At 65.8% G+C, this 13,942-nt stretch carries 11 protein-coding genes; 3 read left to right on the forward strand and 8 right to left on the reverse strand.

Annotated features, from left to right (window positions below; genetic code table 11):
• Positions 1–93 precede the first annotated feature (93 nt).
• Positions 94–378: a DUF4242 domain-containing protein gene (locus EDF58_RS05550; protein WP_243654082.1), complete on the reverse strand. Its 285-nt coding sequence runs from the start codon at positions 376–378 to the stop codon at positions 94–96.
• 308 nt (positions 379–686) lie between these two features.
• On the opposite strand from EDF58_RS05550, the gene EDF58_RS05555 reads away from it, so the two are divergent.
• The 3 genes from EDF58_RS05555 to zapE are packed head-to-tail and all read left to right on the forward strand — an operon-like array spanning position 687 to position 3,070.
• Positions 687–1,469, forward strand: a complete 783-nt coding sequence (locus EDF58_RS05555) for a succinate dehydrogenase iron-sulfur subunit (RefSeq protein ID WP_132263331.1) — start codon at positions 687–689, stop codon at positions 1,467–1,469.
• 30 nt (positions 1,470–1,499) lie between these two features.
• A complete protein-coding gene (locus tag EDF58_RS05560; protein ID WP_132263333.1) occupies positions 1,500–1,958 on the forward strand; it encodes a PaaI family thioesterase in 459 nt (152 codons plus the stop codon).
• The gene (gene zapE, locus EDF58_RS05565; RefSeq protein ID WP_132263335.1) at positions 1,955–3,070 is read left to right on the forward strand and encodes a cell division protein ZapE; all 1,116 of its coding nucleotides are present in this window, start codon (positions 1,955–1,957) and stop codon (positions 3,068–3,070) included. Before EDF58_RS05560 ends, zapE begins: the two co-directional genes overlap by 4 nt.
• 373 nt (positions 3,071–3,443) lie before the next feature.
• Here the strand turns inward: zapE and EDF58_RS05570 are convergent, their stop codons facing one another.
• The 7 genes from EDF58_RS05570 to EDF58_RS05600 form a co-directional block, all read right to left on the reverse strand.
• Positions 3,444–5,744, reverse strand: a complete 2,301-nt coding sequence (locus EDF58_RS05570) for an EAL domain-containing protein (protein ID WP_132263336.1) — start codon at positions 5,742–5,744, stop codon at positions 3,444–3,446.
• Positions 5,745–5,984: 240 nt separating this feature from the next.
• Positions 5,985–7,880 carry an XrtA/PEP-CTERM system amidotransferase gene (locus EDF58_RS05575; protein ID WP_132263338.1) on the reverse strand — a complete coding sequence of 632 codons (1,896 nt, stop codon included), beginning with the start codon at positions 7,878–7,880 and terminating at the stop codon, positions 5,985–5,987.
• A gap of 11 nt (positions 7,881–7,891) precedes the next feature.
• Positions 7,892–9,454, reverse strand: a complete 1,563-nt coding sequence (gene xrtA / locus EDF58_RS05580; RefSeq protein WP_132263339.1) for an exosortase A — start codon at positions 9,452–9,454, stop codon at positions 7,892–7,894.
• A complete protein-coding gene (locus EDF58_RS05585; RefSeq protein WP_132263341.1) occupies positions 9,444–10,694 on the reverse strand; it encodes a TIGR03087 family PEP-CTERM/XrtA system glycosyltransferase in 1,251 nt (416 codons plus the stop codon). The genes xrtA and EDF58_RS05585 overlap by 11 nt, the downstream gene beginning before the upstream one ends.
• Entirely contained in the window at positions 10,694–11,770 is a 1,077-nt protein-coding gene (locus EDF58_RS05590; RefSeq protein WP_132263342.1) for a FemAB family XrtA/PEP-CTERM system-associated protein, read from the reverse strand. Before EDF58_RS05590 ends, EDF58_RS05585 begins: the two co-directional genes overlap by 1 nt.
• Positions 11,767–12,690 (reverse strand): XrtA system polysaccharide deacetylase, encoded by a 924-nt coding sequence (locus EDF58_RS05595; RefSeq protein ID WP_132263344.1) that lies wholly within the window; start codon positions 12,688–12,690, stop codon positions 11,767–11,769. The genes EDF58_RS05590 and EDF58_RS05595 overlap by 4 nt, the downstream gene beginning before the upstream one ends.
• 31 nt (positions 12,691–12,721) lie before the next feature.
• On the reverse strand, positions 12,722–13,936 hold the full coding sequence (locus EDF58_RS05600) for an XrtA/PEP-CTERM system-associated ATPase (protein WP_132263345.1): 1,215 nt from the start codon (positions 13,934–13,936) through the stop codon (positions 12,722–12,724).
• Between the last annotated feature and the right edge of the window lie 6 nt (positions 13,937–13,942).

The raw sequence follows: 13,942 nt of genomic DNA on the forward strand, positions 1-13,942 counted from the left end.
GTGAAGGGCGGCCTGCGCGGCCCTTCACACACTCCAGGACAAAGGGCCTCGCACGGGATCGTGCGGGGCCTTTTTCTTTGTCACGCAGCCCCCTCACACAGCGCAAGTGCGCTCGGTGGTGGGATCAATGATCGCGGTGACTTCGGTGATGCGATTGGCCGGAAAGCCCGAAAGCTCGGCATGCTTGCGGATCAGATCCTCGTTCTCTGCCAGATAGATGCAGAAGGTCTTGTCGCCGGCCACGTAGGAATGCTCCCACTGGATGCCTGCTATCCTGGCCAGAGCGGCATTCGAGGTGCGCGTGGCTCCGCCCAGTTCCGCATCGCTCATCGCGCCTACCCCCGGCAGGTCGCGTTCGATCACATAGCGCTTCATCATGCTCGCTCTCCTGAAAAACAGGGCGAGCGCCCGATTGGCAATCCGATCTGTGCCTTCGTCCGGAATGCCCTCGCACGCCGCCGCCACCGACCGACCATAGCCCCGAAAGCCGGGCCATTCCACGATCGACGCCTTCCGAATCGACCGGATTCGTTCGCCTGCCGCAATCCCGCGGGACCGATTTGCAACACCATGAGGCCACGAAACCGCTCTCAGCCGCACTCTGGCCCTTGCCCCGCGCGGCTGAATCGCTAAGGGGACATTCAGTCGCGGTTCGTGCCGCAGTGCAAGATCACGGGGATTTCTTCATGGCGAGCTTCACCCTCCCGGCCAACAGCAAGATCAAGAAGCAGGGCAAGGTTCACAAGGCCGAGGGCGCCGCGCGCGTCAAGAAATTCACCGTCTATCGCTACGACCCGGATTCGGGCGAGAACCCGCGCTACGACACGTTCGAGATCGACCTCGACAATTGCGGTCCGATGGTCCTCGACGCGATCATCAAGATCAAGAACGAGCTGGATTCGACGCTGACCTTCCGCCGCTCCTGCCGCGAAGGCATCTGCGGTTCCTGCGCGATGAACATGAACGGCTCGAACGGTCTCGCTTGCACCACGGCGATCGAAGACCTCAAGGGCGACATTCGCATCACGCCGCTGCCGCACATGGAAGTGATCAAGGACCTCGTCCCCGATTTCACGCACTTCTACGCGCAGTACGCCTCGATCCGTCCTTGGCTGCAGACCGTTTCGACCACGCCTTCGGGCAAGGAACGCCTCCAGAGCCCGGAACAGCGCGAGAAGCTGGACGGCCTCTACGAGTGCATCCTGTGCGCCTGCTGCTCGACCTCGTGCCCCAGCTACTGGTGGAATTCCGACAAGTTCCTGGGCCCGGCGATCCTGCTCCAGGCCTATCGCTGGCTGGCCGACAGCCGCGACGAAATGACCGGTGAGCGCCTGGACGAGCTGGAAGATCCCTTCCGCCTCTATCGCTGCCACACCATCATGAACTGCGCCAACGTCTGCCCCAAGGGCCTCTCGCCGGCACGCGCCATCGCAGAGATCAAGAAAATGCAGGCAGAGCGCCAGGTCTGATCCGCAGGATCGGATCGCGGACCCTTCGTCGTGCAGCCTGACGCGGAATTCATCCACGAACCGGCCCCGGGTCATCCGGGCTGGTTCACCTGGACGCTCGACGACGATACCCGCTTCAACGCGGTCGGGCTGGGACCGATGATCATCAGGCGGGAAGGCGCGCGCAGTGCCCGCGTCCGCCTGCTCGATCTGGAACGCCGCCACAGCAACATGCACGGCAATGTCCACGGCGGCGTCACTCTCGCCTTCGTGGACGTGGCCATGTTCGCGACAATGTTCAGCGTGCTCGGCGCCCAGGTGTCCGGCTCGGTGACGCTGGACCTGCACAACCAGTTCATAGGCGCGGGCCAAATCGGCGAACCGCTGGACGTATTGTGCGAAGTGATGCGCGAAACGGGCCGTCTCGTGTTTCTTCGCGGCTCCGTCGAGCAGGGAGACCGTCTCGTGTCCAGCTTCCTCGGCACTCTTCGCAAGCCGAGCGTGCGATGACCGCGATGCTCGAACGCTACGAGGCCCTGGTGGCCACCGGCGAACTGCGATCCGACCCGGAGCAGGCCGCCGCTGCCGAGCGGCTCAACCAGCTCCAGCGCGAGATCTACAAGGCGCGGACCTCGACCGGCCTCTTCGGCAAGCTGCTGGGCAAGAAAGCCCCCTCCCCCCGCGGTCTCTACATGTGGGGCGGTGTCGGGCGCGGCAAGTCGATGCTGATGGACCTGTTCCATCAGACGCTCGACATCGAGGAAAAGCGCCGGATCCATTTTCACGCCTTCATGCTGGAAGTCCACGCGCTGCTGCGCGAGGAACGCCGCAAGGAAAGCGGCGATCCCATTCCGCCCGTCGCCGCCACGATCGCGCGCAACGTGCGCGTTCTCGCCTTCGACGAGATGGTGGTGAACAATTCCGCCGATGCCATGATCATGAGCCGGCTCTTCACGCATCTGATCCTCGATGAAGGCGTGACCATCGTCACCACATCGAACCGTGCGCCGAAAGACCTCTACAAGAACGGCCTGAACCGCGAGCATTTCCTGCCCTTCATCGATCTGATCGAGAAGGAACTGGACGTGCTGACGCTGAACGGGCCGACGGATTACCGGCTCCATCGCCTGGGCGGCATGGCCACCTGGCACTACCCGCTGGGCGAGGAAGCCACCGAGCAGGCCCGCGAGGCCTTCTACCGCCTTACCGACTATCCGCCCGAGGACAGCGACCATGTCCCTTCAGCGGACCTCGACGTCGGCGGCGGGCGCATGCTTCACGTTCCCAAGAGCCTCAAGGGCGTGGGCGTGTTCAGCTTCAAACGGCTCTGCGGCGAAGCCCGCGGGGCGGCCGACTACCTGGCGATCTCGCGCGCCTATCACACGGTCATTCTCGTTGGGATTCCCAGGATGGGTCCCGACCGCCGCAACGAGGCGGCGCGTTTCGTGACGCTGATCGACGCGCTCTACGAGAACAAGGTGAAGCTCATCGCCGCGGCCGATGCCTCGCCGGAAGACCTCTATCAGGCCGGCGATGGACGCTTCGAATTCGAGCGCACGGTAAGCCGTCTCAACGAGATGCAGAGCGCCGATTATCTCGCCATGGGTCACGGCGAAGACTGAAATCGTTAACGATTTGCGAATCGGTCGTTAACGCGAAGCCCCCGAGCGGCTTTCGCGAGCGGTGATGCTCGTCCGATTCGTTTGCCTCTGCAGGCATTCCCACCAATAAAAAACGCCCCACTCCATGCTTGGAAAGGGCGTCCGAATACTTGGTGCGTATCATGCTGGTAGTAAAAACCCAAGGAATTCGGCCAATTTCACCGAGCCCCAACGGAAAAGTGCGGCGCTTCTTTCGAAGCGCCGCACCCAATTGGTTATTAGCGGCCGAGGCTGCCCCAGTTCCAGCTGTACATAACATTACCCCATGTGATCCGCCGCTATTTTGCGGCTGAGGACATGGATAACAATGGGTTAAGAAGTCATCAAGACTTTTTTAACCAGTTCGCCGAGACTCTCTTCCCACGATCTGCGTCAGGAGATCCCGGAATGGGACTGGGCGGCTGACATAGTACCCCTGAATGGCGTCGCACTGCATGGCGCGCAGGATCTCCAGAGCCGCCTGCGTCTCGACGCCTTCGGCCACAACCGTGCGATCCTGCGAATGAGCCATTTCGATGATCGACTGGACGAGCAGGAGGTCTTCCTTGTTGCCTTCCATCGCCTGGACGAAGACCTTGTCGATCTTGACCTCGGTGGCCGGAAGATAGCGCAAGTAGTCGATCGTCGCGTTGCCTGTTCCGAAATCGTCGATCGACAGCCGGATGCCCGACTGCACCAGCTTCTGCAGCATCTGGAAGGTTCGGGAGCTACGATCGAGTCGGTCGGTCTCGGTGATCTCGAGAATCAGCTGGTCGGCGGGCAGTCCGTAGGCATCGAGAATTTCGGCGATCATCACCGGCAGGCCGGGGTTGCGCAGAAGCTGCGCGGAGATGTTCACCGACACTGTCATGTCGAGGCCCTGGCGGCGCAGTTCCACGGCAGAGCGAACGGCATCGTCGATCACGAAGCGCGTAATGCGCTCGATCCGGTGGAATTCTTCCGCGATGCGGATGAACTTGTCCGGGCTGATCGGACCGCGCTCCGGATGCGTCCAGCGTACGAGAGCTTCTGCGCCCATGATCCGGTTGCTCGCGACATCGAGCTTGGGCTGATAGGCCACCCAGACCTCGCCATTGTCGATGGCACGGTCGAGCTGCGTCAGCAGCGAGATTTCCCACTGCGCCTCGTGCTTGCGGCTGTCGAACTTGTAGACGAGTTCGTCGTTGCGCACTGCCTCCTCGGCCGACTGCATGGCGCTGGCGACGCGGCTGGATACCGGCCGGTCGAATTCCGAATCGATCCCGCAGTTGAACGAAAGGTCGATGTCCAGACCGCCGACCTGGATGCCATTCTGGACGATCCGGTGCAGCCCTTCGAGGTTCTCGAACAAGTCGAAAGTGCTGCGGATGGTCGAGAGCCACATGAACATGCCGCCTTCGTGGTAGACCACCACTTCGCTGTCGCTGATGCGGATGCGGCGGACGATCTCGTTGGCGACTTGCCCCTCGACATGCTCGGCGAAGCTGCCGATGATTGCGCCATAGTTCCGGATCTGAAGCGCGACCAGGATACGGCTCGAAACCGCCTCGTACTTGCGCAGAACCTGGACGCTGGGCAGGCCCGATCCCGAATTGGTTTCTCCTGCCACCTCGACGCGGTCGAGGTTCCGCATGCGGAATACCGCCACGGCCGCCACGGCGATGGCAGGTACGATATCCACCTGAATGCGGAAATGATCGAGGGCCAGAGGCGCGACAATGAGCACTGCAACCAAGCCCGTGAAACGATAGATGTCGAGCACCCTGCCTCGGCCAAGTCCCGAAAGCACCACACCCAGCACCACCAGAAACGCTGGCGACCAGCCAAGCTCAATCGGAACGCCGTCCTTCAACGTCTCCGCCGCGATGGCGTGGAAGAACGCTCCGGGCGCATAGCCCTGCGCAGGCAGAGTATGGAGGTCATGATAGACTTCCGCGCTCGGGGCGATGATGATGTCCTTGCCGCGCACCACTGCGGGGTCGAACCGACCCTTCAATATGTCGACATAGCTGACGGTCGGGATGGTGGTGTAATCGATAGCGTAGTCAGGACGGAAAACGCGGTCGCTAGGGCGGGACACGCCGGCGATTCTCGCCGCCATGCTCGGAATGACGCCGATCGGACTGTCGGACGAAAATGGCAAGCTGAGGCTCAGGTTGAACGGATGATCGAGCGCAAGCAGCGAAACGGCGCGAGCATTCTCAAGGAATGCCCGTGAAGGCACCACCGCAGCATAATTCCCGCGAGGCCCATCCTTGGCCGGCATAGCGCCCAGGAAAACGCGATCTGGAAAAGCCTTCAAAGTTTCCACGAACTGCTCGCGGCCGGGTGTCTTTCCATCGTCGTTCAAGGAACGGTCGACGAAAATTCTCTTGCCGCCTGCCTCGAGTATCCGGCGAATAACCGTAGCATCGTCCAGGCGCGAAACGTCCAGGACTTCCAACTCTTCCAGCGTCTTGCCGTCCTGCAAGACCATGACGATCTCGCCGTTGGACGGGTGAAGCCGCAGCCAGGTACGCCCGTTCACGAGCACGTCCTCCAGCGGCAGCGCGGCTCCGGTCACGCCCAGGATGACGCCCGTGAGTGCGGCCCAGAAGACGATCCGGAATCTGGCGCTCTTCCAGATCTTCGCGGCCCTTGCGCCGAGGTCAGACATGATGGCCTCGCAAATCATTCCCCTCTACGCCCTCACGCAGGACATGGCTTTCCTCGTCGGAAAGCGTCCGCAATTCAATCGTGTACTGATGCGCTGCTAACTTCATGCACACCCTGCGATGACGTTGTCGCTGCCGGGGTTAGAGCAAAGGTCCTAAGAAGAAGTTAGGTTAACTCGCCTTCACGATAAATTTCGCAGGCCGTTGTTAACCCGGCAATTCCCCGGCGAAAGGGGGAAAATTCAGGAGATCCCCAAATGGGTTAGGGAGCGGTCGAGCATGAGCAGTTGCCAGAGCAGGCGCGAATGGTCGCTTCGTCCCGCAATATGGTCTTCCACCAGGGCGCCGAGGCGCGGGGCGTCGAACCAGCCGGTGCGGGCGAGTGCGGCGCTGGAGGCGATCTGCCGGGCCGACTGCGCCAGGGGGCCGCGGAACCATTGGGCGATGGGCGTGACGAAGCCCTGCTTGGGCCGATAGAGGATCTGGTCCGGCAGGAAACGCCGCATGGTGCGCTTCATCAGCCACTTCCCCTGCCCGCCGCGCACCCGCATGTGTTCGGGAAGACTCGCGGCGAATTCGATCAGGCGATGGTCGAGCAGCGGCTCGCGCGCTTCCAGGCTGACCGCCATGCTTGCGCGGTCCACTTTCGTCAGGATGTCGCCCGGCAGCCAGTGCTTGAGATCCGCATACTGGGCGCGGTCGAGGCCGGATCGCGCCGGCGCAGCGCGCATCAGGTCCTGAACGGACCGTTCCGCGCGGTAATCACCGCGAAGGCGGCGAAAATCGTCGGAATAGAGCCTGTCGCGCAGTTCCGGCGGAGTGAAACCGATGGACCGGGCATAGCCTTCGGCACTGTCCGCCGCGAGCGAGAGCAGGGTCGATTTGGCGCGCAGCGGACGCGGCGCCCAGTCGGCCTTCGGATAGAGCCCGCCCAGCGTGCCGAACAGCGGTCCGCGAATCGCCTGCGGGATGAGCCCCCGGACGCGGTCCTCGCTGCGCTGGAAAAGATGGCGGCGATAGCCCGCGAATGCCTCGTCCGCGCCGTCGCCGGACAAGGCGACTGTCACCGATTCGCGCGCCAACTGGCAGACGCGCCAGGTCGGCAGGGCAGACGCATCGGCGAAAGGCTCGTCGAACATCGCGGCCAGGCCGTCGATCGCCTCGAAATCGTCGGGCGAGACCTGGCGGGCGCGATGGTCGGTGCCGAAACGGCGGGCGATTTCCGCGGCATAGTCGCTCTCGTCGAGAGCAGCGACGTCGAAACCGATCGAACATGTCTTGACCGGCTGCCCGCTGTTCTCCGCCATGAGCGCGACCACGCTGGAGCTGTCCACGCCGCCCGACAGGAAGGCGCCGAGCGGCACGTCCGCGACCATGCGCGACGACACCGCCTCGCGCAGGAGGTGCAGCAGTTCCGCCTCCAGATCGGCGACTCGGCCCCGGCGGCGCTCGGCAAAGGAAATGTCCCACCATTGCACCGGGCGCGGCAGCGGCGCGCCATGGCGCAGCAGCAGCGAGTGCCCCGCGGGCAGCTTGGTCACACCCTTCAGGATCGCGCGGCTATCGGGAACATAACCCCAGGCGAGATAGTCCTCGACCGCGAGCGGATCGATCTCGCGGCGCAGCAGCGGATGCGCGAGCAAGGCTTTCAGTTCGGACCCGAAGGCCAGGCTGCCGTCGCTGAGCGGTGCCAGGAACAGCGGCTTCACGCCCAGCCGGTCGCGCGCGAGGAAGAGGCTGCGCGCTTCCAGGTCATATATCGCGAAGGCGAACATGCCGTGGAGGCGCGAAACGCAGTCCGGTCCCCAGCGCTGCCAGGCGGCGAGGATGACCTCGCTGTCGCCATCGGTACGGAATTCGGCGCCGGTCTCACGCAGTTCGCGGCGCAGTTCGCGGTAGTTGTAGATCTCGCCATTGAACACCAGCATCGCCCGCCCGTCCGGCGATGCCATGGGCTGCGGGGAGCCGGCGACGTCGATGATCGAGAGGCGGCGGTGGCCCAGCGCGACGCCGGGCGCGGTCCAGACCCCGCTCCCGTCCGGCCCGCGATGCGCCAGCGCGTCGCACATGGCTTCCACGCGCAGCGGGTCTACCGGCTTGGGCGTCTCGAGATGGTAGATACCGGCGATGCCACACATATGCGAAGGGCCTAGCGGAGCTTGGTCACGCGGTCCATCCACGCATCCGGGGGGCCGGACGCCGTCAGGAAACGGGCAATGGAATCGGCCGCAGCAGCGCCCGGGCTGTCCTCGGACGAGAGAATCAGCATCGTGGTGGGACGGGCGCGCAGCAGCAGGTTGTCACCGATGACCGCCAGCTTGAGGTGGGCATTGCTCCCCGTGAGCATGTCGCCGGTACGATACCAGGTGACGGCCAGCCGCTCGATCCTGCCATTGCCCAGGAGCCGTTCGCTGCGGCCTTGCGCGAAGGCAGGCCCCGGCGACTGCCACGACCAGGCGCTGCCCGGCGTCAGCGCGCCCTGCCCGAAGCCGCCCGCCTCGCGGCCTTCGCCTTGTCCGGCATAGAGCGCCAGGAAGACATCGACGCTATGCCCCTGTCCGTCGGTGTAGCGGCCCAGCAGCCGGTGATCGGCGCCCTCGGCGCGCGGCTCCCACCAGATTGCCGGGGCATAGTCGGCCCGGCTCCAGCCGGCGACTTGCGGAAGCTCGATCCGGTCCGGCAGGGGCGCGGAGAGGCTCTCGGCGCCCAGCGCCCAGCCCTTGGCGGCCACGACCAGCAACGCGATGCCGGCAAGCGTCACAACGGCAGAAGCCCTGCCCGCTTCCAGCCGCGACAGGAAAGGCGAGCGCACGATCGCGGAGACATCGATCATCGGCGCGTCGAGCGGACGATCGAAGAAGCGCCAGGCACCCGCGATGACGACCGCCAGCACCACGGCGAAGAAGATCCAGCCGTAGACGATGTGGTCGAACCCGGCAGCCTTCTCGACGCCTACGAACTGCGCGGCGAAGATCGTGCCCCAGGCGCGCACGCCGTTGGCCAGGATCGGCACCACGAGGCACGCGAGCATCATGGCCGCCCGGCGGCGCCAACTGACGAAGCAGACATTGGCGGCCAGCAGGCCGAAGGCGATCATCGCGATCAGGAACTTCACGCCCGAGCAGGCTTCCGCCACTTCGAACAGCCCGGCCGGCGTGTCGATGAAGACGCCGTCGACCGTAGCGGGAATGCCGCTGAAATGCGTGAGCGCCACGGTGATCTTCGCGGTGATCGTCTGGAGCACTTCGACCAGTTCCTCGCCCACCGGCACCAGGAACGCCATGTAGCAGAGCGGGAACAGCACGCCGGCCGTCACCCGCGGACCCAGCAGCAAGGGGACGGCAGAGCCGAGCATCGCCACCGCCCCGGCCTGCCGCGCAAGGTCGAGACCGGAGAGCGCGCCGAGCAGCCAGAGGAAGGCGGCTCCCGCCATGAGGATAAGGCCGGGCCACCAGCAGAGCGGTTCGAGCTTCGCCAGTTCCGCCCGGCGCTGCCAGACCAGCCAGCCCAGAATCGGCGGGATCAGGACGATGTGGTTGTAAGTGGAGATATCCCACCACTGCCGCGCCATCGCCGCCCAGTCTCCGAAGAACAGGAGGAGCAGCGCCAGCATGGCGGCGCCGCAGCGAACGAGCGCCGGGCGCCAGCGCGCCGGAACGTCCTGCCAGCGCCCCTGCAGGGAAGAATTCACGGCCAGGGTCTCAGGCGGCATCGATCAGGTTTTCCGTCTGCAGGCCGATCATGCGCGGCAGGCTGGCAAGCGCCGCCTGCCAGCTTGCATGAGCGAGGATCCATTCGCGTGCGGCCAGTCCCATGGCGCGAGCGCTTTGGGGGTCTTCGGCCAGGAGGACGACGGCATTCGCCAGCGCCTCGTCGCTTTCGGCCACGAAGAAATGGCGGCCATGTTCGGCTTCGATCCCCGTGGCCGCGCCGGGCGAGAGCACCACGGGCAGTTCCATGCCCATGGCCTCCAGCACCTTGTTCTGCACCCCGCGCGCGATCTCCAGCGGCACGAGCGCCATGTCCGCGGCGGCAAGCCAGGGGCGAATATCCTCGACCCGGCCCCATACGTGAATGCCATCGCGCCCATGACGGGACAGCAGCGACGGCGGCGGGTTCCGGCCGACGACGTGCAGGCTGGCCCTCGGCAGGCGGGCGCGAATCCGCGGCAGGATGCGCGTGATCGCCCGCTCCACCGCCGCGATGTTCGGCGCGTAGTCCATCTGCCCGGTAAACACGATGCGCGGCCCCCCAGCGCCCTCCTTCACGGCCAGGCGCGGCTCCGGCAGGGTACGGGCGGGATCGAAAAGTACGCTGTCGATGCCGTTGCCCACGGCCTCGACCCGGCAGGTCGAGCGGCCGGGCATGGCCTCGTCCAGCCGCGCGGCGAAAAGCGCCGCCTCGGCCTTACTGACCAGCAGGGTGCGGTCTGCACGCCAGGCGATCCGCGCTTCCTCGGCGCGCAGGAGGCGCCCTTCCCGGCGCTCCATCCAGCCGCGAAAGCCGCTTCCCCTGGCGCCGTAAGCCTCGAACTTCGCCGAATCGACATCGACCAGATCGACGATCAGCCGACCGCGAAAATCCTCAGGGACATATTGCGCCATCTGGCCGGAGAAGACGAAGATCGTCTCGATCGGGCGGCTGCGCAGCACTTTGTTCACCCAACCCGCCATGCGCCGGTCGTGGAAGGCCGTGAGGCTGAGCGGCTGCCTTTTCGCCAGCGCCTGTAACCCGGCGATCGGCAGGGATTTCCCGCGGTCGAGCAGGATATGGCTGGCCGCCAGCGCGGCCATCTCCTGCTCGCAGGCATGATCGGCGGCATCGTCCGCGAAGCAGCCGAGGTGCACCGGGGCCAGCCGCGCCAGAGCTTTGAACAGATTGTGCGAGCGGATCTTGTCCCCCCGGTCAGGCGGAAAAGGAATGCGGTGGGCCAGGAAAAGGATCTCGCCCATCAGCCGATGCCGCGCGCGATCAGCGGTCCGAGCCGATTGGCCACGGCCAGCGGCAGACGCTGCCACAGCCTGATCTGGAGCGAGAGCTTGCTGCTGGTGGGATCGGCTTCACGCCGCGCCGCGCCCGGTGCGGTCCAGGCGGCATAAGTCAGCGGCTCCGGCTCGAAGCCCCAGTTGCGCTTGAAGTGATAGGCCCCGCTGCCGGTCTTGGAGCGACCGAAGTCGAACACCGTGCAGCCTCGCCGGCGCGCATGGAGCATCAGTTCGAAATACATCCGGTCGTTGGCGCGAAGCCGGCGCGCTTCCTGAGTGCCCCCGCCCCAGTAGGGCATGGCCGCGCCGCGGTGGTAAAGGGTGATGACGCTGGCCACCGCCCGGCCCTGGTGGCGCACGGTCAGCACGTCGGCATCGTCGCCGAACGCATCGAGCACGCTGCCGAGGAGCCTTTGCGGGAACACCGGCGTACCGAGATTGCGGTAGCTTTCCGCAAAGACGGCGTAGTGGGCGGCGCGGTCTCGCGCGCTCGTGCCGACCTCGACGTCGAGATCGTTCGCCAGCGCCTTGCGCACTTCGGCGCGCTGCTTGCGCGGCACGTCCAGAAGCTGCGCCTCGTCATCGGCCGCGAGCGGGCGGGCGAAATTGCAGTGGCTCTCGGTCTTGAGCGTCCAGCCCCGTCCCGCCTCGGGCAGTACGCCGCCGCGCAGTTCGATGGCCGGGCAGGAACGGCGCAGCGCGAGTTCCTCCAGCGCCGCGAAGATCGCTCTGCTATCCGCACCCTCGCGCGTCAGCAGACCGCCGCCCACCGCGAAGCCGGACGAGGCCAGCAGCCGGCCGAACACCGGCGAATGAATGGCGTCGAGCGGCAGGAAAGCCACGATTTCGCCCTGCCGCTCTTCGACCAGCGCCAGGGCGTGATTGCCCGTCGCCCGGGCCACGGAGACGAACCAGGCCGGGCGGTGGAACGGCGTCGCCTGCGGGTGGCGGGCGGTGAACAGCTCCAGCCGCGCGACTTCGCCGGGATCGGCGAGATCGACCAGCCTCACCGCGCCCGTGACGGGAGCGAAGGGCGCGTTCATGCAGCCAGCGCCCCGGCCGGCGCCAGGGTTCCCCCGGGCCCCATGACCAGCGTGGGCGCGCGTTCCGCCTCGCGCACAGCGAGTTCGTCCATCCGGCCCCACTGGAAGTCGCCGATCAACTGCCGCAGCTTTCCAGCCATCAGGCCGAGATTGGTGTAGTGCCGCAGACGCGAGCGCAGCGGCGCATTGGGCACGCGCGGCTGGTCGGGGTCGATCTCCCAGGGGTGGAAGTAGAACACCGCCGGTCGCCCTTCGGCATTGACCTGGCGGATCGCCCAACGGGAGAACCCGTAAGGCAGCACGCGGAAGAACCCGCCGCCGCCCGCGGCCAGACGGCGGCCGGCGAATGTCGCGGTGGTCACCGGGATCTCCACCAGGGAACTGTCGGCAAGCGGATGGAAGGCGAAACGCGGCGCTTCGCGCCAGCCATAGTGGTCGTGCGCGATCGGCGCGACGCTGGAGCTATAGGCATAGCCCTGCTCGGCCAGCACGTCGAAGGCCCAGGGCGTGCGCGCATCGATGGAGAAGCTGGGCGCGCGGTAGCCGCTCACTTTGACCCCGGCAGCATCCTCGATGGCCTTGCGGCTCATGTCGAGGTCGCGTCCGAAAGTGGCGGCGTCCATGCGGAACACCCGCTCGTGATCCCAGCCGTGGCTGGCCATTTCGTGCCCCGCTTCGGCAATGCGGCGCAGCAGCCGCGGATGGCGCACCGCCACCCAGCCGAGCGTGAAGAACGTGCCTTTCACCCCGGCCGCATCGAACAGCGCCAGAATCTCGTCGCAATTGCGCTCGACCCGGGTGCGAATGGCGGGCCAGTCGCTGCGGTCGATCACGGTTTCGAAAGCGCCGACCTGGAACCAGTCCTCGACATCGACCGATAGCCCGTTGACCGGGCCGCTGGAGGCTCTGGCTTCATCCATGGCGTCTATCCTTACGGAACCGGCTCGAAATTCAGGCTGCCTGCCGCTGGCCTTCGCCGCCTTCGAACCACTCGATCAGCATGGTGAGCGTGTGGCGAAGGGTGCGCTCCTGCTCTTCCAGGCGGGCTTCCAGGCGCGCACTATGCGCCGCGGCCTGGGCCAGTTGCTCCTGAAGCGCGGCGATCTGGGCTTCGCCGCCGGAAGCGGGTGCCTCCTTCTGGCGTTCCACATTGGCCGCGAGTTCCAGCACCGCATGCTGAAGCTCGTCGATCTGCGAATCGCGACCCGCCAGTGCCGATTCGATCAGCGCGATGGCTGCCGCCGCATCCAGCGCGTCGGGGTGAAGCACCGGCGCGGGTGCCGGCTGGCTTGCGGCCACCACCGGTCCGACCGCCTCGGCGACAGGCGCCTGCTGGCTGACCAGCGCGCGGGTGCCGTCCTCGTCCAGTTCGGCCAGGACATCCGCCAGCATCTCGAGATCGACCAGCGCGCGCTGCTCGACCGCGCCCAGCAGCAGCAGGCGGTTGACGATCTGGTTGATCCGGCGCGGAATGCCGCCGGTGGCCTCGTGCACTTCGGCGAAGACGCGGTTGTCAAAGCCCGGATTGCCCTTCCAGCCGACGCAGTTCAGGCGGTGCTCGACGTAAGCCTGCACTTCGCGCGGCTCCATCGCCGTGAGATGATGAGTCGCGATCACCCGCTGGCGCAGCTGTTCGAGCTGGTTGCTCTCCAGCAGGGTCGTGCGGAATTCGGGCTGGCCCAGCAGCAGGGTCTGAAGCAGCGGATGCGAGCCGAGCTGGAAGTTCGAGAGCATGCGCAGCTCCTCGATCGCATCGACCGAGAGGTTCTGTGCCTCGTCCACGATCAGCAGGCAGCGGCGGCCCGCGCGGGCTTCCGAATGGAGGAACGTCTCGATCGCGCCGAGCGCCGAGGCCTTGTCATGCCCGGACACCTGCAGCCCGAAGGCCTGCGCCACGACATGGACGATCTCTTCCCCGTCCAGCGCGCTGGTGACAACGCAGGCTGCCGTCAGCCGCGCCGGGTCGATCGTGGCCATGAGGTGCGAGACGAGCGTGGACTTGCCCGCGCCCACTTCGCCCGTGATCACCACGAAGCCCTCGCCCTGCGCCAGGCCGTAGCCGAGGTAGGAGAGCGCCTTGCGGTGCGTCGCGCTCTCGAAATAGAAGGCCGGATCAGGCGTGAGCTGGAAAGGCCGGCCCTCGAACCCGTAGAATTGTTCGAACATCCCTGC

Origin of the sequence: Novosphingobium sp. PhB57 (assembly GCF_004342985.1) — a bacterium.
Taxonomy (GTDB): Bacteria; Pseudomonadota; Alphaproteobacteria; order Sphingomonadales; family Sphingomonadaceae; genus Novosphingobium.

What these genes read in the sequence shown, in the direction of transcription:
- EDF58_RS05550 (WP_243654082.1), bottom strand. Translation starts at nt 378, where the DNA reads ATGATGAAGCGCTATGTGATCGAACGCGACCTGCCGGGGGTAGGCGCG.
- EDF58_RS05555 (WP_132263331.1), top strand. Translation starts at nt 687, where the DNA reads ATGGCGAGCTTCACCCTCCCGGCCAACAGCAAGATCAAGAAGCAGGGC.
- zapE (WP_132263335.1), top strand. Translation starts at nt 1,955, where the DNA reads ATGACCGCGATGCTCGAACGCTACGAGGCCCTGGTGGCCACCGGCGAA.
- EDF58_RS05570 (WP_132263336.1), bottom strand. Translation starts at nt 5,744, where the DNA reads ATGTCTGACCTCGGCGCAAGGGCCGCGAAGATCTGGAAGAGCGCCAGA.
- EDF58_RS05575 (WP_132263338.1), bottom strand. Translation starts at nt 7,880, where the DNA reads ATGTGTGGCATCGCCGGTATCTACCATCTCGAGACGCCCAAGCCGGTA.
- xrtA (WP_132263339.1), bottom strand. Translation starts at nt 9,454, where the DNA reads ATGCCGCCTGAGACCCTGGCCGTGAATTCTTCCCTGCAGGGGCGCTGG.
- EDF58_RS05585 (WP_132263341.1), bottom strand. Translation starts at nt 10,694, where the DNA reads ATGGGCGAGATCCTTTTCCTGGCCCACCGCATTCCTTTTCCGCCTGAC.
- EDF58_RS05590 (WP_132263342.1), bottom strand. Translation starts at nt 11,770, where the DNA reads ATGAACGCGCCCTTCGCTCCCGTCACGGGCGCGGTGAGGCTGGTCGAT.
- EDF58_RS05595 (WP_132263344.1), bottom strand. Translation starts at nt 12,690, where the DNA reads ATGGATGAAGCCAGAGCCTCCAGCGGCCCGGTCAACGGGCTATCGGTC.
- EDF58_RS05600 (WP_132263345.1), bottom strand. Translation starts at nt 13,936, where the DNA reads ATGTTCGAACAATTCTACGGGTTCGAGGGCCGGCCTTTCCAGCTCACG.